22 protein-coding genes are annotated in these 19679 nt (G+C 61.0%); 2 read left to right on the top strand and 20 right to left on the bottom strand.

Features of this window, described 5'->3' with window-relative positions:
• Positions 1-32: 32 nt before the first annotated feature.
• The 19 genes from trbF to XH91_RS35350 all read right to left on the bottom strand — a co-directional run bounded on the left by trbF (position 33) and on the right by XH91_RS35350 (position 17191).
• Positions 33-716, bottom strand: coding sequence for a conjugal transfer protein TrbF (trbF, locus tag XH91_RS35440; protein WP_128929821.1), 684 nt, complete (start codon positions 714-716; stop codon positions 33-35).
• A 458-nt stretch (positions 717-1174) separates the two neighbouring features.
• Entirely contained in the window at positions 1175-2404 is a 1230-nt protein-coding gene (gene trbL / locus XH91_RS35435; RefSeq protein WP_128929820.1) for a P-type conjugative transfer protein TrbL, read from the bottom strand.
• Entirely contained in the window at positions 2401-2775 is a 375-nt protein-coding gene (gene trbK-alt / locus XH91_RS40225) for a putative entry exclusion protein TrbK-alt (protein WP_128955109.1), read from the bottom strand. The genes trbL and trbK-alt overlap by 4 nt, the downstream gene beginning before the upstream one ends.
• Complete coding sequence (trbJ, locus tag XH91_RS35425; RefSeq protein ID WP_128929818.1) at positions 2775-3506, bottom strand: P-type conjugative transfer protein TrbJ; 732 nt, start codon at positions 3504-3506, stop codon at positions 2775-2777. The genes trbK-alt and trbJ overlap by 1 nt, the downstream gene beginning before the upstream one ends.
• Positions 3503-5944 carry a conjugal transfer protein TrbE gene (trbE, locus tag XH91_RS35420; protein WP_128929817.1) on the bottom strand — a complete coding sequence of 814 codons (2442 nt, stop codon included), beginning with the start codon at positions 5942-5944 and terminating at the stop codon, positions 3503-3505. Before trbE ends, trbJ begins: the two co-directional genes overlap by 4 nt.
• A gap of 11 nt (positions 5945-5955) precedes the next feature.
• A complete protein-coding gene (locus XH91_RS35415) occupies positions 5956-6219 on the bottom strand; it encodes a VirB3 family type IV secretion system protein (protein ID WP_128929816.1) in 264 nt (87 codons plus the stop codon).
• Positions 6219-6488, bottom strand: coding sequence for a TrbC/VirB2 family type IV secretion system protein (locus tag XH91_RS35410; RefSeq protein WP_232995658.1), 270 nt, complete (start codon positions 6486-6488; stop codon positions 6219-6221). Before XH91_RS35410 ends, XH91_RS35415 begins: the two co-directional genes overlap by 1 nt.
• Positions 6489-6535: 47 nt before the next feature.
• Positions 6536-7456 (bottom strand): P-type conjugative transfer ATPase TrbB, encoded by a 921-nt coding sequence (gene trbB, locus XH91_RS35405; protein WP_128930183.1) that lies wholly within the window; start codon positions 7454-7456, stop codon positions 6536-6538.
• A gap of 201 nt (positions 7457-7657) precedes the next feature.
• A complete protein-coding gene (locus XH91_RS35400; RefSeq protein WP_128929814.1) occupies positions 7658-8086 on the bottom strand; it encodes a ribbon-helix-helix domain-containing protein in 429 nt (142 codons plus the stop codon).
• A gap of 7 nt (positions 8087-8093) precedes the next feature.
• On the bottom strand, positions 8094-10076 hold the full coding sequence (locus XH91_RS35395; RefSeq protein ID WP_128955108.1) for a conjugal transfer protein TraG: 1983 nt from the start codon (positions 10074-10076) through the stop codon (positions 8094-8096).
• Positions 10077-10119: 43 nt separating this feature from the next.
• On the bottom strand, positions 10120-11877 hold the full coding sequence (locus tag XH91_RS35390; RefSeq protein ID WP_128929812.1) for a relaxase/mobilization nuclease domain-containing protein: 1758 nt from the start codon (positions 11875-11877) through the stop codon (positions 10120-10122).
• Between the two features lie 624 nt (positions 11878-12501).
• Positions 12502-13401 carry a lytic transglycosylase domain-containing protein gene (locus XH91_RS35385; RefSeq protein ID WP_232995621.1) on the bottom strand — a complete coding sequence of 300 codons (900 nt, stop codon included), beginning with the start codon at positions 13399-13401 and terminating at the stop codon, positions 12502-12504.
• On the bottom strand, positions 13401-13913 hold the full coding sequence (locus tag XH91_RS35380; protein WP_128929811.1) for a S26 family signal peptidase: 513 nt from the start codon (positions 13911-13913) through the stop codon (positions 13401-13403). The genes XH91_RS35385 and XH91_RS35380 overlap by 1 nt, the downstream gene beginning before the upstream one ends.
• A complete protein-coding gene (locus tag XH91_RS35375; protein ID WP_128929810.1) occupies positions 13910-14374 on the bottom strand; it encodes a DUF2840 domain-containing protein in 465 nt (154 codons plus the stop codon). Before XH91_RS35375 ends, XH91_RS35380 begins: the two co-directional genes overlap by 4 nt.
• Positions 14375-14660: 286 nt before the next feature.
• Positions 14661-15542: a replication initiator protein A gene (locus XH91_RS35370; RefSeq protein WP_128930181.1), complete on the bottom strand. Its 882-nt coding sequence runs from the start codon at positions 15540-15542 to the stop codon at positions 14661-14663.
• Between the two features lie 23 nt (positions 15543-15565).
• Positions 15566-15847, bottom strand: coding sequence for a helix-turn-helix transcriptional regulator (locus XH91_RS35365; protein WP_128929809.1), 282 nt, complete (start codon positions 15845-15847; stop codon positions 15566-15568).
• Positions 15848-15978: 131 nt separating this feature from the next.
• Positions 15979-16389 (bottom strand): DUF2285 domain-containing protein, encoded by a 411-nt coding sequence (locus tag XH91_RS35360; RefSeq protein WP_237867056.1) that lies wholly within the window; start codon positions 16387-16389, stop codon positions 15979-15981.
• A gap of 169 nt (positions 16390-16558) precedes the next feature.
• On the bottom strand, positions 16559-16753 hold the full coding sequence (locus tag XH91_RS35355) for a transcriptional regulator domain-containing protein (RefSeq protein WP_128929807.1): 195 nt from the start codon (positions 16751-16753) through the stop codon (positions 16559-16561).
• A 165-nt stretch (positions 16754-16918) separates the two neighbouring features.
• Positions 16919-17191: a DUF2285 domain-containing protein gene (locus tag XH91_RS35350; protein ID WP_128929806.1), complete on the bottom strand. Its 273-nt coding sequence runs from the start codon at positions 17189-17191 to the stop codon at positions 16919-16921.
• Between the two features lie 143 nt (positions 17192-17334).
• Between XH91_RS35350 and XH91_RS35345 the strand changes: the two genes are divergently transcribed.
• Positions 17335-17583, top strand: a complete 249-nt coding sequence (locus tag XH91_RS35345) for a helix-turn-helix domain-containing protein (protein WP_128929805.1) — start codon at positions 17335-17337, stop codon at positions 17581-17583.
• Between the two features lie 267 nt (positions 17584-17850).
• A complete protein-coding gene (locus tag XH91_RS35340) occupies positions 17851-18132 on the top strand; it encodes a helix-turn-helix domain-containing protein (RefSeq protein ID WP_128955107.1) in 282 nt (93 codons plus the stop codon).
• A 247-nt stretch (positions 18133-18379) separates the two neighbouring features.
• Here XH91_RS35340 and XH91_RS35335 read toward each other — a convergent pair whose 3' ends face one another.
• Complete coding sequence (locus tag XH91_RS35335) at positions 18380-18700, bottom strand: DUF736 domain-containing protein (RefSeq protein WP_128929802.1); 321 nt, start codon at positions 18698-18700, stop codon at positions 18380-18382.
• Positions 18701-19679 lie beyond the last annotated feature (979 nt).

Raw genomic sequence — 19679 nt, 5'->3', positions numbered from 1 at the left:
TGGCGCTGTCCTGAACTCGCAAGGATATACTTTCACTGCCCCAACTCCTTGGACCAATTGATCGAATTCACATAGATTCCGAGAGGATTTTTGCGCAGCCGATCGGCATCACGCGGCGTTCGGATGACGATGCTCAGGATGGCTGTCCATCGCTCGGTCGAGGCGAGCGAGCCGTTCTCGTAAGCGCGCTGAATCCATGCGACACGAAAGCTGTCGGGCGAGGCCCGTATGACGCTGGAGACTTCCACCGAGATCTGCGCCTTGCCGAGCCCGGCGAATGGGTCGTTTGCCCTGGCATATTCATTGAGTGCGACGGCCCCGCGATCGGTCGTGAAGTCGTAGGCCCGGAGCCAATTCTGCCGCAGCACGATGGCATCGGATGGCAGGGCGCGCACATCTTCGATGAACCGCGCCAGGTGCCAGGCAATTTGTGGATCCGTCGGGTCGTAGTCGGAACTTGCAGGCGAGACCCGCTGAGCTTGACCGAGCCGGTCGACCTCGACGATCCACGGCGTTATCGTTCCTTGTGTCGATTGCCAGATCAGCCCGCCGGCAAGGCTGCAAGACAGAGCAAGGCAGCCGAACGCCATCAAGCGCCAGTTCTTCGCCTGCAGGCGGGCCGAGCCGATGCGCTCGTCCCAGACTTGACCTGCCTTCTGATAAGGGGTGAGTGCCGCCGGCGCGCGGCCATAATGCGTTGCTGATCTCTTAAACATTGAACTTCCCCTGAGTATCCCTGATCCATCGTAGCGAGCCGGCAGCAGACGGCGTTTTGCTCATGTCGGCTGCTCGATGCGGATCACGCGCGCGAACACGCACAAGCACCGTACGATGTGGCAGCTTCTGCACCGCCGGCGGCGAATGCTGCGACTGAGTCCCCTTACTTCCGGGAGCTGCGCCGGATTGCGCGGCAAAAGAACCGAGCCCAATCCTGCCTTCGCACCCGCGACACCGAGAAGAAGGGGCCGTTGGCGCAGCGACGTGTCGGACGGGATCTGGCCATGGATCGCTTGCCAGATCAGAGCTGGCGTCAGCGTCAAGGACAGAATGCGAGAGGCTTGAATGACGCATTGACGACCCAGCCGACGCACTGCAGAGGACCCACGAGAACAGCTGATCATCGGAACAGGCCGAGCGGAGTTCGACGGCCATGCGCCGTTCTCGGAAATCCCTCTCATCGGCGCTCTTCCTGGGAGAGATCGACCGAGCTGCCGCTGCCACCGGGATCGCCGGATTTGACTGCATGAACTGCCGCCGATACCCCCCGATCAAGGCCCTGACCTTGCTTGATGCGCTGAGCCCAAGTGGGGCTACCGCTCGCGGTCTGAGCTGAAGTGCTCGTCGATTGACCGCCTCCGCCAACCGTCGAGGCCATCCTGCGAAGTGGACTTGCTGCTGCAGAGGCGGCCGCATTTGCGACGCCCGTGAGGCCGCCACTGCGATATGCCGCTGCGGTGCCCGTGACAGCGCTTGCGCCCATCCTGCCGGCGCCCACGAGCGCTCCGCCGGCGAGACCTGCCGCACCTGCAGCAAGCCCGGCTGTCGCCACCGCGGCGCCGCCTGCGGCAAGTGCTGTACCGACCGCAGATCCTGCGCCGAGTTGCGGCCCACCGGAGACCAGCCCGCTTGCGATGCTCGGTCCGAAGATCCCCAACGCCAACAGCGAGAGCGCCGCAAGAACCAATGTCATGGCATCTTCGATGGTCGGTTGGGCGCCGTTGAAGCCCGACGTAAATTGCGAAAACAGTGTTGAGCCGATGCCGACAATCACAGCCAGCACCAGCACCTTGATGCCTGATGAGACCACGTTGCCGAGGACGCGCTCTGCCGCAAAGGCGGTCTTGCCGAACAGGCCGAAGGGAATCAGCACAAATCCGGCCAATGTAGTGAGTTTGAACTCGATCAGTGTCACGAAAAGCTGAACGGCCAGAATGAAGAAGGCAAGAAGCACGATTGCCCAGGCAAACAACAGAACCACGATCTGGACGAAGTTCTCGAAAAAGCTGATGTAGCCAATCAGGCTGGAGATCGAGTCCAGGAGCGGACGGCCTGCATCGAGGCCCACCTGCGCGATCTTGCCCGGCCGCACGAAATCGCCGGCCGACAAGCTGGTGCCGGAGGCCTTCAGCCCAAGGCCCGCAAAGCTCTCGAAGACGATACGGGCGAGACTGTTCCAATTTCCGATCAGGTAAGCAAAAACCCCGACGAAGAGCGTCTTCTTGACCAGCCGCGCGATGATGTCGTCGTCCGCGCCCCAGCTCCAGAACAACGCTGCAAGCGTGATGTCGATCGCAGCGAGGGTCGTTGCGAGGTAACCGACCTCCCCGCCCACGAGACCAAAGCCGCTGTCGATGTAGCGTGTAAAAGTCTCCAGGAATTGGTCGATGATGCCCGTGCCGGTCATTGGTCGCCCCCTACCGCAGGACGGGCTAGATAGCCTTGAGGCAATCGGCTCTGATCCTTTGCTTCCAAAGCCTCTTCCGCCGAAGAGCCAACTGACGAACCCTTCGAGTCCGTCTTCTGCCCAAGGAAGCTCCGGCGGCTTTCTGCCCAGACCTTCCGGCAAGTCTCATAGGCATCAGTTTGCGTGGATGTCACGGCACGGCAACGGATCAGGTCAGCCTCGTGCACACTCGGTATTTGGGCGGTCATCGGCTGGTGTTCGAGCTCACCCGCATGATTCTGCAGCGTGAGCGTGCATGCGATGATCGCCACTATGCCGCCAAAGACGGTGATTGCGATCGACACCGCCTTGATAGTTTTCGGATCCCTCATCAGTGAAACATCTGTACGTTGGAGGATTGATAGCCGGGCCCAGGAGTCAGAAAGCGCTGCAGCTGTTCGCGGCCCTGGTCTTGGGCCGCTGCGCGTTGGGCTGCTTCGAGAGCCTGTGCCCGGCCGTGGGCCGCGACGGTCGCGGTGAGATCGGCGAGCTGTTGGGCCTGAAGAGCGAGGAGCTGATTACCGGCCTGGGTTGCCTGGAGCGCGCCGCTGGCGCTCTGGCTCGAGCTCACCAGGGCGGACAGCTGAATGCGATTGGTGTCGAGGTTGCCCACAACGCCGGCTTGGAGGCGAAGAGCGTCCTGAAGCGCTCCGACGGAGTTCTGCCAGCGCGCCTGCGCTCCCGCAAACAGCGCGGCATCGGACTGGCTGCTTGTTGCCGGCGCATAGCTTGTGGCAAAGGCGTGGTCGATCTGTTGGACGTCGTAGGCGATGTGCTGCGCCTGACCAAGGAGCTGCTGGGTGCGCTGGATGGAGGTCTGAAGCTGCAGAAGCGAAGAATAGGGCAGGCTCGCCAGGTTTTTTGCCTGGTTGATCAGCATCTGCGCTTCGTTTTGCAGCGAGGTGATCTGGTTGCTGATCTGCTGCAGCTCGCGAGCGGCGGTCAACACGTTCTGAACGTAATTGTTGGGATCGAACACAATCCACTGGGCACGCGCTGTGCCGCTAGAAAAAGCCGATGCAACAAGGATCGTGATGGCGAAACGCAAGCGTCGAAGGCTCATCGTGATGACTCCAGATTTTTCAGATTCGGGATGAGGTCGATAGCCCAGCTTGCTCCGCGGTGCTCAAGCCAGACCGCTAGAAACCCCTCGGCGCCGTGCTCGGCGACCAGGTGCTCGATTGCGAGTTGATCGGACTTGGCTGATGCGGCTGTAAAGGCGAGTGCGACCTCGCCGAGGCCAAGCTCGAACATGCGGTTGCCTCGGCGAGACTGGCAATAATAGTCGCGCTTCGGCGTTGCCCTGCTCAGGAGTTCGATTTGGCGATCATTGAGCCCGAACCGGCGATAGATGGCTGTGATCTGCGGCTCGATCGCGCGCTCGTTTGGCAAGAGCAGCCGCGTCGGGCAGCTCTCGATGATTGCGGGGGCGATTGCCGAGCCGTCGATGTCGGAAAGGGACTGGGTGGCAAACACCACCGAGGCGTTCTTTTTTCGGAGCGTCTTCAGCCACTCCCGCAACTGTCCTGCGAAATCGGCATCATCGAGCGCTAGCCACCCCTCGTCGACGATGATCAATGTAGGCCTGCCGTCGAGCCGGTCACCGATCCGGTGAAAAAGATAAGCGAGTACGGCCGGCGCAGCCCCCGTTCCGATCAGTCCTTCGGTCTCAAATGCCTGGACTGAGGCTTCCCCAAGCCGCTCGAATTCTGCATCCAGCAGCCGCCCATAGGGCCCACCCAGACAATAGGGCTGGAGAGCGCGCTTGAGGACGTTCGACTGCAGAAGGACAGAAAGCCCGGTTAGCGTCCGCTCGGGTACCGGTGCCGAGGCAAGCGAGGTCAGGGCCGACCACAGATGGTCCTTGCCTTCTGGAGAAAGATCGACCTTCTCTCGTGTAAGAAGAGCGGCCACCCAGTCAGTCGCCCAGGCCCGTTCGGCGGGATTGTCGATCCAGGCCAGCGGCTGCAATGCGATCGGTGCGCCATCATCGGCCGACAACGCGCCACCAAGGTCGTGCCAATCGCCGCCCATGGCGATCGCGGCCGCCCGGATCGAGCCGCCAAAATCGAACGCGAACACCTGCGAGCCGGGATAGCGGCGGAACTGAAGGGCCATCAACGCGAGCAGAACCGATTTGCCGGCGCCGGTCGGTCCCACAACAAGAGTATGCCCGACGTCGCCAACGTGAAGGGAGAAGCGGAATGGCGTCGAGCCTTCCGTCTTGCCAAAGAGCAGCGGCGGCGCGTTGAAGTGCTGGTCCCTCGCCTCGCCTGCCCAGACGGCAGAGAGAGGAATCATGTGCGCGAGATTCAAGGTGGAGATCGGAGGCTGCCGAACATTGGCGTAGACATGGCCGGGGAGGCTGCCGAGCCACGCCTCGACGGCATTGACCGTCTCGACCATGCAGGTGAAATCGCGACCCTGAATGACCTTTTCCACTTGGCGTAGCTTTTCGTCGGCCGCCCTTGCATTCAGATCCCAAACGATGACAGTGGCGGTGACAAAGGCCTCTCCGATCTCGTCGGATCCAAGTTCCTGGAGCGCGGCGTCCGCGTCCATCGCCTTGTTGTGCGCATCGGTATCCAGCAGCGAGGATGCTTCGTTCGTCATCACCTCCTTCAGGATCGCGGCAATAGACTTCCGCTTGGCGAACCACTGCCGGCGAATTCGGGTTAGCAGCCTTGTGGCTTCTAGCTTGTCGAGCATGATGGCTCGGCTCGACCAGCGATAGGAGAAGGCAAGCCGATTGAGGTCATCAAGAATCCCAGGGGTCGTGGCGGTCGGGAAGCCGACGATCGTGAGCACCCGCAAATGCGCCGCTCCCAGCATCGGCTCCAGCCCTCCCGAGAGCGGCTGATCCGCCAGCAGAGCGTCCAGGTACATCGGGATCTCCGGGACGCGGACACGATGGCGCTTTGTCGAGATCGTCGCGTGAAGATAGGTCAGTGTTTCGCTGTCATCGAGCCAGCGGCATTCGGGCATGAAGCCTTCGATCAACTGCAGGAGGCGCGCCGTCCGATCAACGAAGCCAGCCAGCACCTGCCGCGCATCGGCATCTTCGTTGCGAGCGCAGCCCTCATAGAGAAGCCGCTCGGCCCTTGCGGCATCTTCCGGCGGCGGAAGATAAAGGAGCGTAAGATAGTAGCTCGACTCGTAGTGGACGCCCTCCTCCTCGAACTGGGCCTTGCGCTCGGCGTCAACGAGCGCGGAGGCGACGTCCGGGAACATGCTCGGCGGGTATGCTCCCGCGGAGTGACGCTGGGCTTCGACGAAGACCGCCCAGCCCGAGCCAAGGCGGCGCAGCGCATTGTTGAGCCGGCCGGCGACTGCGACGAGCTCCGCCGGTACCGCGCTGTCGAGATCGGGCCCGCGAAATTTGGCCGTGCGTTGGAACGAGCCATCCTTGTTCAGGACAATGCCCTCATCGACCAACGCGGCCCAGGGAAGGAAGTCCGCAAGGCGGGTGTTCGACTTGCGATATTCGGCAAGATTCAACATGGGAAAGGTTCCTAAAGATCGAAATGAGCGGGAATTCGCAGGTGGCGGTGTACGACCTCGACGAAAGCGGGATCGCGCTTTGCGGCCCATACAGCTGCGGCGTGGCCGAGCGCCCAGAGCAGCAGGCCCGCGATCCACAGGCGCAATCCCAATCCAAGTGCCGCTGCGAGCGTGCCATTGACGATCGCAACAGCTCTCGGCGCTCCGCCCATCAGGATCGGTTCGGTCAATGCGCGATGCACCGGCACGAGGAAGCCTGCGACGCCCTCCTGCATCAGATCACCACGCCGCCGCCAAACGAGAAGAACGACAGGAAGAAACTCGAAGCCGCAAAGGCAATCGACAGGCCGAAGACGATCTGGATCAGCCGGCGAAAGCCGCCGGACGAATCGCCGAAGGCCAGCGTCAAGCCTGTGACCACGATGATGATGACCGCGATGATCTTGGCGACAGGCCCCTCGACCGATTGCAGAATCTGGTTGAGCGGCTGCTCCCAGGGCATGTTGGAGCCGGCGGCCATGACGGGGGTAGCGGTCGTGGTCATGGCAATCAAGGCCAGGGTGAAAGCTTGCGAAGTCTGGAGGCGATGGTTCACTTGAGATCTCCTGCTGGTGAAAGACTGTAGTCGCCGCCCGCACTGATGCCCTCGACGCGGGCGAGCTCGGCAAGGCGGCGATCGGCGCCGCGCCCCGAAAGGACGGCGATGACATTGATGGTCTCGGCAATGAGCGCGCGCGGGACGGTGACGACCGCCTCCTGGATGAGCTGCTCCAGGCGACGTAGCGCCCCGAGCGCAGAACCTGCGTGGATCGTGCCGATGCCGCCGGGATGCCCCGTGCCCCAGGCCTTGAGGAGATCGAGCGCCTCCGCGCCTCGGACCTCACCGATTGGAATTCGATCCGGCCGCAGCCGAAGTGAAGAGCGCACGAGGTCAGACAGCGAGACCACGCCGTCCTTGGTTCGCAGAGACACGAGGTTTGCTGCCAGGCATTGCAGCTCCCTGGTATCTTCGATCAGAACGACCCGGTCGGAGGTCTTGGCAACCTCCACCAGCAGCGCATTGGTCAGCGTGGTCTTGCCTGTCGACGTGCCGCCCGCGACGAGGATGTTCTGTCGCCCGGCAACGGCGTCCCGCAGCATCGCGGCTTGACCGGCGCGCATGATCCCGGCGGCGACGTAATCGTCGAGCGTAAAGACAGCGACCGCTGGCTTTCGGATCGCAAAGGTCGGCCGAGCCACGACCGGCGGCAACAATCCCTCGAACCGCTCTCCGGTTTCCGGCAGCTCGGCCGAGATCCGGGGAGCAGCTCCATGGACCTCTGCACCGACATGATGCGCGACCAGCCGAATGATGCGCTCCCCGTCCGCAGGTGACAGCTGCTGGCCGGTATCCTCCAAACCGCCGGACAGGCGGTCGATCCAGAGCCGCCCATCGGGATTGAGCATCACTTCGATGACGGCATCGTCTTCGAGATAGCGCGCGACCGCAGGCCCGAGCGCGCTGCGCAGCATGCGCGCGCCGCGCGAGATCGCCTCCGCTTGAGCCGACTGGATTATCACGAGAGCCCCATTCGCTTGAGAGCGCCCCCCACGAGCGCCTCAGATGGGGACGATTAGAAAAACCACGATGGAAGATGACGCAACAACGTGGCTCGTCGGATCGTAGGCTAGCGTAGAAAGAGAAACATTGGCGCAAAGCCTCAACAACCGATGTCAGTTGCTGTCTCCGTCCGCCGGCTGCCGAACGATATCTTCGGGAATCTCGCGCAGAAAACTCTGCCCCTTTTGCAGGCGACGGCCGAGCGTCTCGACAAAACCCTCGAAGCGCTCACGCCCCTTGGCTTGGGCGGCAGCCTGGGCGTCGGAGGGAAGCGGGGGCGTGACTGTCAACCAGAACCGCACGAACAGAGCCAGAGTTTCAGCGGTAAGTCCGAGGTCGCGTTCGAGGCGTTGCATTTGGCGCGATATCCTGTCGAGACGACGCGAAAAGGCGGCTTCCCGCCGGTCCGAGCCATCTGGGGACAGGAACGAGCTGACTGCCGCCTCGACGATTGCAGAGCGTGAGATGTTTTTTCGATCGGCAAGTTCCGTGATCTGTGCCAACAGCTCTGGAGGGAAGTAGACGTTCATGCGGTTGCGCATGATCTTCTCACAATTCAATGCCATCATTCGGGTCGAGTGCGGCTTGCCGCGCAACGCCGCGCATCTTCTGCCGCAGCAGGCGCGACTGGCGCGCGGCATCTTCGTCGTCTTCCAGCACGGCGAATTCCTCGGCCGGCGCGACCTCCGTCGTTTCCTTAACGATGGCGAGGTGATCCGGAAGCTCGGGCTCTCGCCGCAGTCCGCCATTGGCCGTGTCAGCGTCGCCACCGCCAATGTCCGCGGGCGTCTTATCGGGAATAGCGGCCTTCAGCCCTGACCAGCTGTCGGCGCGAGAAGACCTTCGGATCTTGACGGGATCTGGCGGGGGAAGTACGCGCTCGGCAAATCGCTCATCCTCGTAGTAGCGCACTTTTCTCGCACGGATTGGAGGAGTGCCTGCCACCATCACGATCTCCTCTGACGGCGGCAGCTGCATGACCTCTCCCGGGGTCAGAAGCGGCCGCGCGGTATCTTGGCGAGAGACCATGAGATGGCCGAGCCATGGGTTGAGCCGATGGCCGGCGTAGTTCTTCATGGAGCGTATTTCGGTTGCCGTGCCTAGCGCATCGGAGACGCGCCTTGCGGTGCGCTCATCATTGGTCGCAAAGCTTACCCGGACATGACAGTTGTCTAGGATCGCGTTATTCGGGCCGTAGGCCTTCTCGATCTGGTTGAGCGACTGGGCAATGAGGAACGCCTTGATGCCGTAGCCGGCCATGAAAGCCAGTGCCGACTCGAAAAAATCAAGTCGTCCCAAAGCTGGAAATTCATCCAGCATCAGCAACACGCGGTGACGGCGATCCTTATCCTGAAGGTCCTCGGTGATCCGCCGCCCGATTTGGTTGAGGATCAAGCGGACTAGTGGCTTGGTTCGCGAAATATCCGAGGGCGGCACGACCAGGTAGAGCGTGGTGGGGCAGTTGTCTGCGATAAGGTCGGCGATCCGCCAATCGCAGCGGCTTGTCACTTCGGCGACGACGGGATCCCGATAAAGTCCGAGGAAGGACATCGCTGTCGAAAGCACACCCGAGCGTTCATTCTCGGATTTGTTCAGCAGCTCTCTTGCCGTAGAGGCGACGACCGGATGCGGCCCCTGGTCCTTGAGGTGTGCTGTCGTCATCATCGCGTTCAGCGTCGTTTCGATCGGCCGCTTGGGATCCGATAGAAAAGCGGCGACGCCGGCGAGCGTCTTATTGGGCTCGGCATAGAGGACGTGAAGGATTGCCCCGACGAGCAGGGAATGACTGGTTTTCTCCCAATGGTTCCGCTTGTCGAGCGAGCCCTCGGGGTCTACGAGCACATCTGCGACGTTCTGGACGTCCCTGACCTCCCACTCCCCGCGCCGGACCTCCAGAAGCGGATTATAGGCTGATGATCTGGCATTGGTCGGATCGAACAGCAGCACACGGCCGTGCTTCGACCGAAACCCGGCTGTGAGCTGCCAGTTCTCACCCTTGATGTCGTGCACGATGGCCGAGTGCGGCCATGTCAGCAGCGAGGGGACGACGAGCCCGACGCCCTTGCCGGACCTCGTTGGAGCAAAGCAGAGGACGTGCTCGGGCCCATCGTGACGCAGGTCGTTCTTCTCCAGTCGGCCAAGCACAACCCCGTCCGCGCTCAGCAAACCTCCCGCCCTCACCTCCTCAAGCTTGGCCCATCGGGCCGAGCCATAGGTGGCAACGTCCTTGGCCTCCCGGGCGCGCCAGACAGACATGGCGATGGCCACGGCGATGGAGAGAAAGCTTCCAGAGGCGGCGATGTAGGCGCCCTCGGTGAATACGTCAGGTGCATAGGCGTCGAACACGAACCACCACCAGAAGAACTCGGGCGGGTAATAGACCGCAAATCCATACATCTTGAACCAGGGCAGACCGAGCTCGGGTTGGAAGGCCAAGCGCCAGGCCGTCCACTCCGTCGCGCTCCAGATCGTGAGCAGGACGATCGCGCCGACAGCCACGAGCTGCCCCCACAAGATCTTGGTTCCGGACATCGACAAGGCTCTCCTTCGCTGAATGACGCTCTGGCCAAGGAAATCAAAGACCGAGGTCGCGCTTGCGGCCGAAACTCCACTCGATCCCACCGCCATCCCTAACGCTTCCCGTCACATGCTGGCCGAGGCGTTTTTCCAGTTCGCGCGTCCAGGGGACGAGTTGAAAGCCAAGCCCATTGTCGATCAATGCAAAGCGGCCCGACGTGAGGGACAGGCTCTTTCGGTATGTTCCTGCGACCTGCTCACCGACTGCGGCTTGCGCGTGAGGCAAGCCGGTCTCGGCCGCGATTTCGGCACCGGCCGCCTCTAGCTCCCGGCGCCGCAGCGTATTGAGGAGATCGCGTTGCAGGATGATGCGCCCTCCCGCTCGGTGTGCGAGCCCTGCTTCTGCAAGATGTTCGGCTCGCGCCTGCATCGCTTGCCGAGCCTCCCGCCCGAAGCCGCCCAAGGCGAGCGGCATCGAATCGCGCTCGACCAGTCGGTGGTCGAGCCAGGTTGCTCCCGGCGCACCTATTTGCGCGGGAAGATCGAAATCCGAGCGATTGGCGAGCACGCGCGTCGGCCGCTGCTCGTCCATCCCACCGAACTGCCTGACTTCGACAATGCCGCCAATGGGGGGCGCCTGTTCGAATGCCTCAAGACCACGAAAGCGGACGTGATGGAGCCGTCCGTCGGTCGCATCAATGAGCGCATAGGCTTCGCCGGTGAGCTCGTCGTGTAGCCCGGTTGCCAATAATCGCCCGATAATCGGTGCGGTCGTTCTTTCCCCCGTAACGGCGAATTCCGAGAGACTTCGTTCCTGTCCCCGCTCTGTCATCGCTTGATGCATGGTCTTGATGATATCGCCCCGAATTGCAAGGTCTCTGAGATGGGGTTCTGCGTCCAAACCCACCATCCACTCACCGGGTACCGCCGATGAGGCAAGGCCCATCTTTTGCAGATGCTGAAGGCGCCCGATCATAAGGCGGCGGATTTCGGGGTCAGATATCCCTTCCCGATCGGGCCGCAGGTCGAGATAGCCGGTCTCGTCGGCAGCCAGACGGATCTCGCGGTCGAGCCGTGTCCATCTTTCGGCGAAGACTTCGCGTTCGAGAGCCCTGCGGATCTCGTGCTCGGCTTTGGGCCCGAGCTCGATGGATGCCAGCTCTTCCGCGCGAGAGCGTAGTCCCTGGCTGATATAGTCGCGGGAGATCACGAGGTCCTCAACGTTGTCGCTGACCCCGCGAACAAGCAGGTGAATGTGTGGATTGTCCGTGTTCCAGTGATCGACGGCGACCCAGTCGAGCCGTGTGCCGAGGTCCGCCTTCATCTGCCTGGCGAGATCGCGCGTGAACGCTTTCAGATCGCTCATCTCGCCCCCGTCCTCGGGTGCGATGATGAATCGAAAATGATGCCGATCGCCCTTGCAACGCTCGGCGAAGGCGCTGCCATCAACCTCTTCGCGTTCGGCGTCAAACAGCGAGGCTCTCTCGCCGCTGCGGGTCACGCCATCGCGCCGGAGGTACGAGATATGCGCCGCGAGTGATGCCGAGCCGAATGCCAATCCCTTATGCCGCGCGACCCGCGCCTTCACGGTCACGCGGCGCGCAGCGCTAAACAGACGGTTGCGGGCAAACTGGAGCCGGCCGCGGCCGAACGTCGAGCGCCCGACGCGTCCTCCGCGGCTCATCGAGGAGGCGGAGGTGTGGCCCGCCTTCTGCGCCGCTTGCAGTACCTGATTGAAGAAGCTCTTGGCCTTGGGCGCGCGCGTGCTGCGGATGCGGCCGGGCCGGATGTGAAGTTCGCTGTCCTTGGTATTCACGGTCGTTCTTTCCTCGTAAATCTTAGTCAGTACCGAAAGATGCATTGAATTTGCTTGTGAATGTTCAAAGCGCGGCACGCGCCACGACCGATCGGCACGCCAGAACCCAAGCCATGGCAATGGCTTGGCGTTCGACGGGCGAGCCGCTTTTATCTTGCCCTAGCCCGTCGTTCTTTGTTACTCGCTCTTCCTTCCTCTAGTTGACGAACATTTCGTCTGCTGGTCCACGGATCAGCAGACAAATCTCCTGCCTTTTCGCCTGCAAAGGAGGGAGATTTACGGCAAAGAGCAGTTGGGATTCATTGTGGTGGATCCTCCAACAGCGCCTGCAGAAACACGTCGGCTGGTGGCCGATTCATTGGGAAAAAAACAGCCGCGACGTGGCAGTTAGTTTGCGAAGCGCACACTGTTTGCGAGCGCTTGCGATAGCGATCGTTACCCGAAGGGCCGAGACACCCATAGGGTGGCTCGGTGAGGAGCGAAGCGACGAGTAGAGCGCGGGCCGAAGGCATCGCCCATATGCCGTATGCAGATGCCGGACGCTTACGGTCGTTCACCTCCGCCCCTCTCACTTCTCGCCGATCGCTCGCTGACATGTGTTCCGCTCCGCAACCGCGCTTCTGATCATTGCATGGTGCGAGAATCGGTCCGCGCCACGAATAGACCAGTCGAGCTTGGAACGATCCGCAGAATATCTCGCGAGGAGATAGCGTTCATGATGTCTGCCGAAGGCACAATCCTTATCGACCGGTCGTCCGTTCTCGGCATGTCAGTTGGCTTATGAGTTGACTGCGGAATGAGCAGCGACGATGCTGATGACGTGACGCCAGCCTTCCAGGTCGGTTGCTGATCGACGTCCAGCACGGACCCAAGCCTCTTCACATAGGCTTGGGTTTCGACAGGCAATGGACGCCCGGCAAGATGCTCCTGATAGCGCAGCGGTCCTGCGTGATAGGCAGCAAATACGCCGTTCGGTCCGAAGCGGTCGAGCATTTCACGCAGATACGCCGTTCCTGCCAGGATGTTGTCACGGGGGTCGAACGGATCGCTGCCGAGGGCGTGCCGGCGGCGCAATTCGGCCCAGGTGTCGGGCATGAGCTGCATCAGCCCCATGGCGCCTTTGGGCGATCTGGCACGAACGTCTCCAGTGCTTTCGACAGCCATCACCTCGACAATCCAGGAGACTGGAATGGAAAAACGCTGTGAAGCTTCGATGATGAAGGTTTCGAATGGCTGGGCCCCTTCGTGCTCCGCCCCTGTTGCTGTCTCCTCGGCGACCGAAGCACTGCAAAGCGCGAGCACGAGCAACAGGAAGGGTGCAGCGAACAGGCGCGCGCCAAACTGTGCCAGGTACGTCCTCCTGCGCGCCTCTTCCCGATGGAGAAAGCCTTTGTGCGCGCCATTCAGCAGCGGGAGGTGTTCCTCCCTAACATCGCCTTTGCATGGAGGAGCCGGAATGGAGAAAGGGCCTTGCGGTCCATCGAACAAGCGCATGGTGAAATGAATATGACGAACACACCTCATCACTCCTCCGAGGTCCACACCGGGTCCGCACGGCCGATCACGGCTGCGGCTGGAAGAAAGCCAAAATACCGGCCGTCGAAGGACTCATCCGATTGCCAGTTCATGAGAAAGAGCTCGGCCGGCCCGACGACGCGGCAGCCCTGCCAGTCTGGCAGCGGACGGCCGCGGCCGTCACGCTCACGCGCCTCACCCATAGCAATGTTGTCCACCGAGATGGCGAGGCCTGTTCTGCAAACCGTCTGCCCGGGGAGCGCGAGGATACGTTTGAGCATAGGAAGGCCGAGCGGCAAATAGCCCTTCAGGTCGAGGAAGCTCGCCAGCGGTTCAGGCGGCTGAACCGCAACCAGCTCCGTGACATACAAAGTCTCTGCGGAACGCAGGCGGTAAAGGCCGATGGGCACGCTCGGCGATGCATTCCAGATGAAGGCCGGCGTTCGCCCTTCCACGATGGTTACGGCGATCGCTGCGGCAGCCCCGCACATCGCAAGCAGCGTCATCATCCGCCCTCTCATCGGATGATCCTCCGCCGGCGAAGCCAGGCCTGATGGCGAGCTTTCGTGTAGGGACGTGGGCTTTCATTGACGGAAAGACGGTTGTGGACATGCTGCCAATGATCTGGGGCGACATCAGCCGGATCGATACCAAGTGCCTCGACGGCATCGATCATCTGCAGCACGCGCTCGACCTTCGGCCAGCCAGAAAGGCGAAGCAGAATGTCGCCTCCTGGCTTCACATAGGGCACGGTCGAGCAGCGCTGACCCGCGGCGACGGCACGCAGGATATCAATGCGCGAAATCACCGTCCCGAAATCATTCGACGTCCAACGAACGAACGCAAAGATGCTGCCTGGAGCAAATGCCAGGACGCGACGATGGCGATCGAGCTTCCGTTCCTCGACATTGCGGCCAAATCGAACCCGGTTCTCGATCCGCTTCTCCAGCCACAGCACTTCCACCTCGGTGAGATCGCTCATGCTGTCTCTCCCGGAAGCTCGAAAAGCCAACGGCTAGTGATGAGGACGGACGATTGCGGGATTTGAACCTGAAGGCAGCTCGACCGTCCGTGCCACTGCCGCTCTTCCACAATGTGGGCAACAGCGAGTTCCGTTAGAAGAAATCCGAAGGATTTCTGGTTAGTAAAGTTAGGGGGCCAGGAAAGCGCGCGTTCACAAGCCTTTAGGTTCGCTTTCGGTCCCCGATAGCACGATGATCTGGTCCCTGATGGCACGAGGGTTGCGGTCCCCGATAGCACGAGCTGATTCACAGGTTGTCCCCTGAAATTGGTCCCGAACGACGCGCCGACAGGCGCGCCGTAACGGGAAGGTTTGGGATCGAGGCGAAGTTCAGCCGCTCGCGGCCGTTTGGATCGCGCGTGAGGACGAGCCGATAGCCCGGCAATGTCTGCCGCTGGACAATCTGTCGAACGTCGTAGGCAAAATGCTTGAGCGGCGAGAGGCTGCCGGACTTGGCATGAAGATGGGCAAGGTCGAAGCTCCAGCCGCCGCGCTGCCGGCCGCCGTGCTTGCGCACCAGCCGGTAAAGCCAGCGCTCAAGGCCACCTGTCAGGTCGAAATAGGCGCGGTCGATCGTCAGAACGAGAGCGTCATCGATCACGCCGGCATAGAACCAATCTGGCAGGATCAGTTCGATCCCAAATGGTCTGCCATATGCATCAGCGGCTTCCTTCCACTCGTTAATCCAGGAGAAGCGGTGCCGCCGCCGTTCTGCGGGTTGACGGATCGAGGTCAGCACGGTCGTTGACTGAAGTCTGTCAAGACCTGCCTTCAGCCGGTCGTAGTCGCGTGCGCTGGTGCCGCGGCCGACGAACGTCAGAATCTCATATGGCGTTGCGGCTATCAGGCGTGATGTTTTCAGACCGGCATCGCGAGCTTCGACGATCTGGGAGGCAGCCCAAATCAGGACGTCGGCGTCCCAGATCGTTGCCATGCCGTGCTCCGGGACAGCTTCGACGCGGATTGAGGTTGTTCCGGCGCAGAAATCGATGGGCACGATCCTTTTGGTCTTAGCCAGCGAAAAGAATGGATAAGCCATCAGATCCTGCGCATCGCGTGGAGCAAGATCTCCCGGCAGGGCGCGGAAAAGCTCAAGCTGATGGCGGTCGGCTTGCTGAATGCGTCGCATGATGATTGCCTTCAGAGCGACCATCAGCGGTGTTCCTGGCCGGCATAACGACGTAGTTGCGAATGCTTTTTGGCCGGCAGCACCGTGTCTTTGCCAGGGTCAGAAGTGGACGTTTTGGCGCCGAGATCGGCCCACGCTTTCAGGTCGTCCAAGGCGTAGACGACGCGGCCGCCGATCTTCCGGTAGGTCGGCCCGGTACCGTAAGTGCGATGTTTTTCCAGCGTGCGGCCAGACAGGCCGAGGTAGCGTGCAGCCTCGGGAGTGCGCAGGAAACGCGGAGGAAGTCCGGCGGTCGGATCGGGCATTTGAGAGCTCCAAGATGGCGGCGCACCACCCATGAGGGCGCCGGCGTGGGTGTGGTCATCTTGGAGAAGCAGGGCTTCGGAGGGGGATGCCGAAGATCGGGGGTGCATGTTTCGACACCCCCGCGATGAGGCTATTTGTTCCTGCGCCCGGAGCGCAGAAGCCTGCAATAGCCGCCCCGCATCAAGGAGAAGCCGTCGTGTACCAGACGGATGATGAGGCTACGGGAATCGTGGGTCTTCCAGGCTTGCTTTGGGACGCTTTTCTTTCCAAGCAGTGCCAACGCGATCACACGATAGCTGCTACCGGCATGACGTGCGTCGAGCGCACGCGCGACTTGCCTTAGGCGATCCCGGCGCTGTTTGGAAAGTTCGTGGAAAGCGGGGCCTGCCGCGCGTCCGTTGAGCGCGCGCCACAATCTGCGAGCTGCATGCGCTCGCGGCGGCAAGTTCTCATCGAAGGGAAGTTTGGCGGCATAGCGATGACCAATGGAAGGTTCATCCTTCAACCAGACACGGTGGTTCACGGTCCCGATGCGCAGCACGGCGTGCCACCCATCAGCGGCGCGACGCATTTCGGCCGTCGAGACGTTGAATAGAGGTAGATCTGGCGCACTCGGGTCAGCGCCTGACGTCGTTACCGCAACCGGGACGACATCCGGCAGCGCCTCGGGCGCCCAAAAGATTGTCTGTTGATCAAAGGACCGCTGCGGGTCATGGGCGAAAGCAGATGCCCCACTTCCTCCTGAATTCCTCGGTGACTTCACCCGTCGGGCTCTTGGCGATCACAGCCTGGTAGTCACGTTGGTATTCAGGATTGCGACGCACGAACTCCCAAGCGATATCAGTGGGGTCAGCATTATTCAGGTAGTCGTAGGAGTCCGGGGAGCGCCAATCGACTTGGGCCATAACATCCGCCTCATTGCAAAGAGCTAACAACGATGACGGCGCAATAGCTGCGAACAGGCCTTTGGGAAAAGATGCCAGCTTGTCACCACGTGGTGCACGTGAGTCACCACGCCCGAGTGCCGAGAAAAAGGTGTCGTCAGAACCAAAGCCGTCTAGAAAACTATTCTAGGTTGATCTAGGTCCGCGCAACAGACGTCCCTGTTCGGTCAACCACTTCGCGCGCTGAACATGTGTCTGGTATGCAGTACGCGCACGCTCCGGCTCGCGATCGGAGTCGATGTGCAACACGATCCGAGCGACCTCGGACCAATCGGCCCCCTCGCTCTCCGCCTGCAGAAGGCGCATGTAGGTTACGACATGCTGTTCGTCGTAGGAGGTCATGGCGTCCCCAGCGGGAGGGGCATCGGCCACTTCGGGATTTAAGTTGAACTTGGTCATGGGCTGACAACAAACATCGAATAATTGCAAGGTTCCTGGACGCGCGATTGACGAGCGGTCTCATTTTAGTCGTATTCCGGGGTCGGTGCAGATACATACTATAGGAGATAAACCTCATAGTATGTAAGACGCAACTTGCGCGAATGGACATGCGCAAGTTGGTCGGCCGGAATTTCGCAAAGCTGCGGAAGCAAAAGCGCTTTACGCAGGAGAAGTTCGCCGACCTGTCCGGCTTTACTCAACAATACATCAGCGACTTGGAACGCGGCCGCCGCAATCCAACCGTCGTAAGCCTGTTCCAGCTCGCCAGTGCGTTGGGCGTCACTCCGGTTGATCTCATCGCGCCGGACGAGGAGGCGCGAAACGAAGGAAAACTGGCCAAGCGGAAGTAACTGTTTCCGAAAAAGCCAAAGCACCTGCCCCAAGTGAGGGTAGGACGCTTCCCACAGGTGCGACGATGGTTCGGACAGCACTGTTCGCACGTCGACGGCTCCAACGGCCTACAAAAGTCTTACCGTTTCAGCTGCGCCAGCAACCTCCTTGGGAGACACGGGATGTTCTGGTGATGGCGTGCTGAACGGTCTCTCTATCGAGAGCCTACTTAAATAGTCGGGCCATATCCAGTGGTTTAATGGGCCACCAAATGGCTGCCTGCGCAAATGAAAGCTCGCGCACTCGTAGCCTGGAATATACGCCGGATACGCGTCGATCGCGGTATTCCGCAGGAGCAATTGGCTTATGACGCGGGAATAGATCGTTCGTATATGAGTGGTCTTGAGCGGAAGTTGGAAAATCCTACGATTGATTTGCTTGACCGGTTGGCTGACACCCTCGGTGTCCAACTCAACGAGTTATTCCTTCCATTACCAAAGGGCGCTACGATCCATAAAACATTGCCTAAAGGGCGCAAATCGACCCGACTTGACCGCAAGAAGAAATAACACCCTCTGTTTCGACAATCGCGGGATATACGCCTACGTCGCTTGTGTAACGCGTGGGCCGTCTTTGGAGCGAGATGGCCCTGATCGTAACAGGCCGGTGCGAAGGGGTTTGCCGATCTCAGTGGCGCCGACCTGTGGCTAGTGCTGAATCCATCGCAAAATTAAGATTCGCATTCCGAGCCCATGGAATTCGCGCCGATGTGCGGAAAGCCCGCCCGGCGAACCGGGCGGGGCTTGGCGGAGGATCTCACTCGCCGTTCTTGCGCGGCCGGGACCAGAGCAGGTTGTAGCCCTCGCCACCTTCGTCGTCGAACAGGCTCGCGTAGATCGGCGCGTTGAAGGAGGGATCGTCAAGCTTGATCGAGAGGTAGTCGCGGCCCTCTTCGGAGCGCTTCGACCAGGCTGCGCCGATCTCGGCCCGACCCACATAGATGCGGTGGCTGGGCGCGTTCTCGTTGGAGCGGTTGGTCTCGGCGACGATGCGGACGCCCCTAGCCTGCAAGCTCAGCGTGACGATCTCGCCCTGGAAATCATTGCCGACCTTCTTGAAAGTTCCGATATTAGCCATCTTGCTTCTCCGTTGTGTTTCGAGCCCGCGACCACCGCGGCCTCGATGGCGATCTCAAGGGCGAGGACGATCGGCGACGCACCCGCTCGCGGGCTGAAGCGCAGCGGAGGACGCCGTTGAAGAGACTTTCTTGTCTCGCGAGGAATGGGCGTGAGCCCAGGGGAAGAAAGTCGCAGCAACGGCGTTGCGGCTCAGCCGATCGAGGCGCAGCCGGTCTTCGGCCAGATCGAGCCATCAAAGAGGCCTCGTGCGTCCGCGTGCTGAACCTCAAACCCGGGGAGAAGCTTGGCGAATTTCGGTTCCTCTGCACAAGAGGTCGGAACGGTTCGGGAAGGAAGAGAAACAATCTGCGGGAATGGGCGGCATCGTCCCCGCAAAGCCGGTCAAGCGGTGCGCTTCGTCCCGGCGCCGGAGCTATGTGGGGCGAGACGTGATAATCGGTGCTGCTTGTTCGTAGCACTTCATAGGCAAGCCGTTAAGCTGCTCACACGACATCATGCCTCGTCGGCTACCAATCTTAGAAATCTGTATGACGATGAGGAACGTCCTAACGGTCCGGCTTTGCGCATCGCGGCCGCAATAACTGGGTGAGTCGGTAGTTCACCGCCTCGGCCGTCCAGTCGAGTACGTCTATCCTAGCAGCGTCATCCATGTGAACGCTGCCTCACCGTTGCAGATTAAGGCCATTCAGGTGATGACCCAGGCCAGTGCTGCGTGCACGTACCGCAGGACATCTGCGAGAACTGATCAGTACGGCCCCCGGACGCCGAGAACCAGATATCGCGGCCCTCAGCTCATCGTCGAGCCACTGCACATGTCAGATATGTTTTATCCCGCCTCACGGGCATTTGTTCTCGGTGCGGCAATCCGGCGCGAAGTAGGACTTCGTCACTGCAATTCTTCGGCGGGCATGGGTATAATGTGTGATTCTAAGGGATCGGTAGGACCGCGAAAAGGTCCGCCGAAAGGCAGACCTTCG

The sequence above is a fragment of the Bradyrhizobium guangzhouense genome, from assembly GCF_004114955.1.
GTDB classification, from domain to species: domain Bacteria; phylum Pseudomonadota; class Alphaproteobacteria; order Rhizobiales; family Xanthobacteraceae; genus Bradyrhizobium; species Bradyrhizobium guangzhouense.
Note: the sequence above shows the minus strand (reverse complement) of the source record. Positions and strands in the feature narration are given on the sequence as shown.

Excerpts from the sequence above, each read along its gene's own strand:
- XH91_RS35395 (WP_128955108.1), bottom strand. The coding sequence starts at position 10,076 with ATGTCCGGAACCAAGATCTTGTGGGGGCAGCTCGTGGCTGTCGGCGCG.
- XH91_RS35370 (WP_128930181.1), bottom strand. The coding sequence starts at position 15,542 with ATGCGACGCATTCAGCAAGCCGACCGCCATCAGCTTGAGCTTTTCCGC.
- XH91_RS35375 (WP_128929810.1), bottom strand. The coding sequence starts at position 14,374 with ATGAGCGATCTCACCGAGGTGGAAGTGCTGTGGCTGGAGAAGCGGATC.
- trbK-alt (WP_128955109.1), bottom strand. The coding sequence starts at position 2,775 with ATGAGGGATCCGAAAACTATCAAGGCGGTGTCGATCGCAATCACCGTC.
- trbF (WP_128929821.1), bottom strand. The coding sequence starts at position 716 with ATGTTTAAGAGATCAGCAACGCATTATGGCCGCGCGCCGGCGGCACTC.
- trbL (WP_128929820.1), bottom strand. The coding sequence starts at position 2,404 with ATGACCGGCACGGGCATCATCGACCAATTCCTGGAGACTTTTACACGC.
- trbE (WP_128929817.1), bottom strand. The coding sequence starts at position 5,944 with ATGTTGAATCTTGCCGAATATCGCAAGTCGAACACCCGCCTTGCGGAC.
- XH91_RS35355 (WP_128929807.1), bottom strand. The coding sequence starts at position 16,753 with ATGGCCCAAGTCGATTGGCGCTCCCCGGACTCCTACGACTACCTGAAT.
- XH91_RS35385 (WP_232995621.1), bottom strand. The coding sequence starts at position 13,401 with ATGAGGTGTGTTCGTCATATTCATTTCACCATGCGCTTGTTCGATGGA.
- trbB (WP_128930183.1), bottom strand. The coding sequence starts at position 7,456 with ATGCTGCGCAGCGCGCTCGGGCCTGCGGTCGCGCGCTATCTCGAAGAC.
- XH91_RS35380 (WP_128929811.1), bottom strand. The coding sequence starts at position 13,913 with ATGAGAGGGCGGATGATGACGCTGCTTGCGATGTGCGGGGCTGCCGCA.
- XH91_RS35415 (WP_128929816.1), bottom strand. The coding sequence starts at position 6,219 with ATGCAGGAGGGCGTCGCAGGCTTCCTCGTGCCGGTGCATCGCGCATTG.
- XH91_RS35410 (WP_232995658.1), bottom strand. The coding sequence starts at position 6,488 with ATGACCACGACCGCTACCCCCGTCATGGCCGCCGGCTCCAACATGCCC.
- XH91_RS35400 (WP_128929814.1), bottom strand. The coding sequence starts at position 8,086 with ATGCGCAACCGCATGAACGTCTACTTCCCTCCAGAGCTGTTGGCACAG.
- XH91_RS35340 (WP_128955107.1), top strand. The coding sequence starts at position 17,851 with ATGAAAGCTCGCGCACTCGTAGCCTGGAATATACGCCGGATACGCGTC.
- trbJ (WP_128929818.1), bottom strand. The coding sequence starts at position 3,506 with ATGAGCCTTCGACGCTTGCGTTTCGCCATCACGATCCTTGTTGCATCG.
- XH91_RS35345 (WP_128929805.1), top strand. The coding sequence starts at position 17,335 with ATGGACATGCGCAAGTTGGTCGGCCGGAATTTCGCAAAGCTGCGGAAG.
- XH91_RS35335 (WP_128929802.1), bottom strand. The coding sequence starts at position 18,700 with ATGGCTAATATCGGAACTTTCAAGAAGGTCGGCAATGATTTCCAGGGC.
- XH91_RS35350 (WP_128929806.1), bottom strand. The coding sequence starts at position 17,191 with ATGACCAAGTTCAACTTAAATCCCGAAGTGGCCGATGCCCCTCCCGCT.
- XH91_RS35365 (WP_128929809.1), bottom strand. The coding sequence starts at position 15,847 with ATGCCCGATCCGACCGCCGGACTTCCTCCGCGTTTCCTGCGCACTCCC.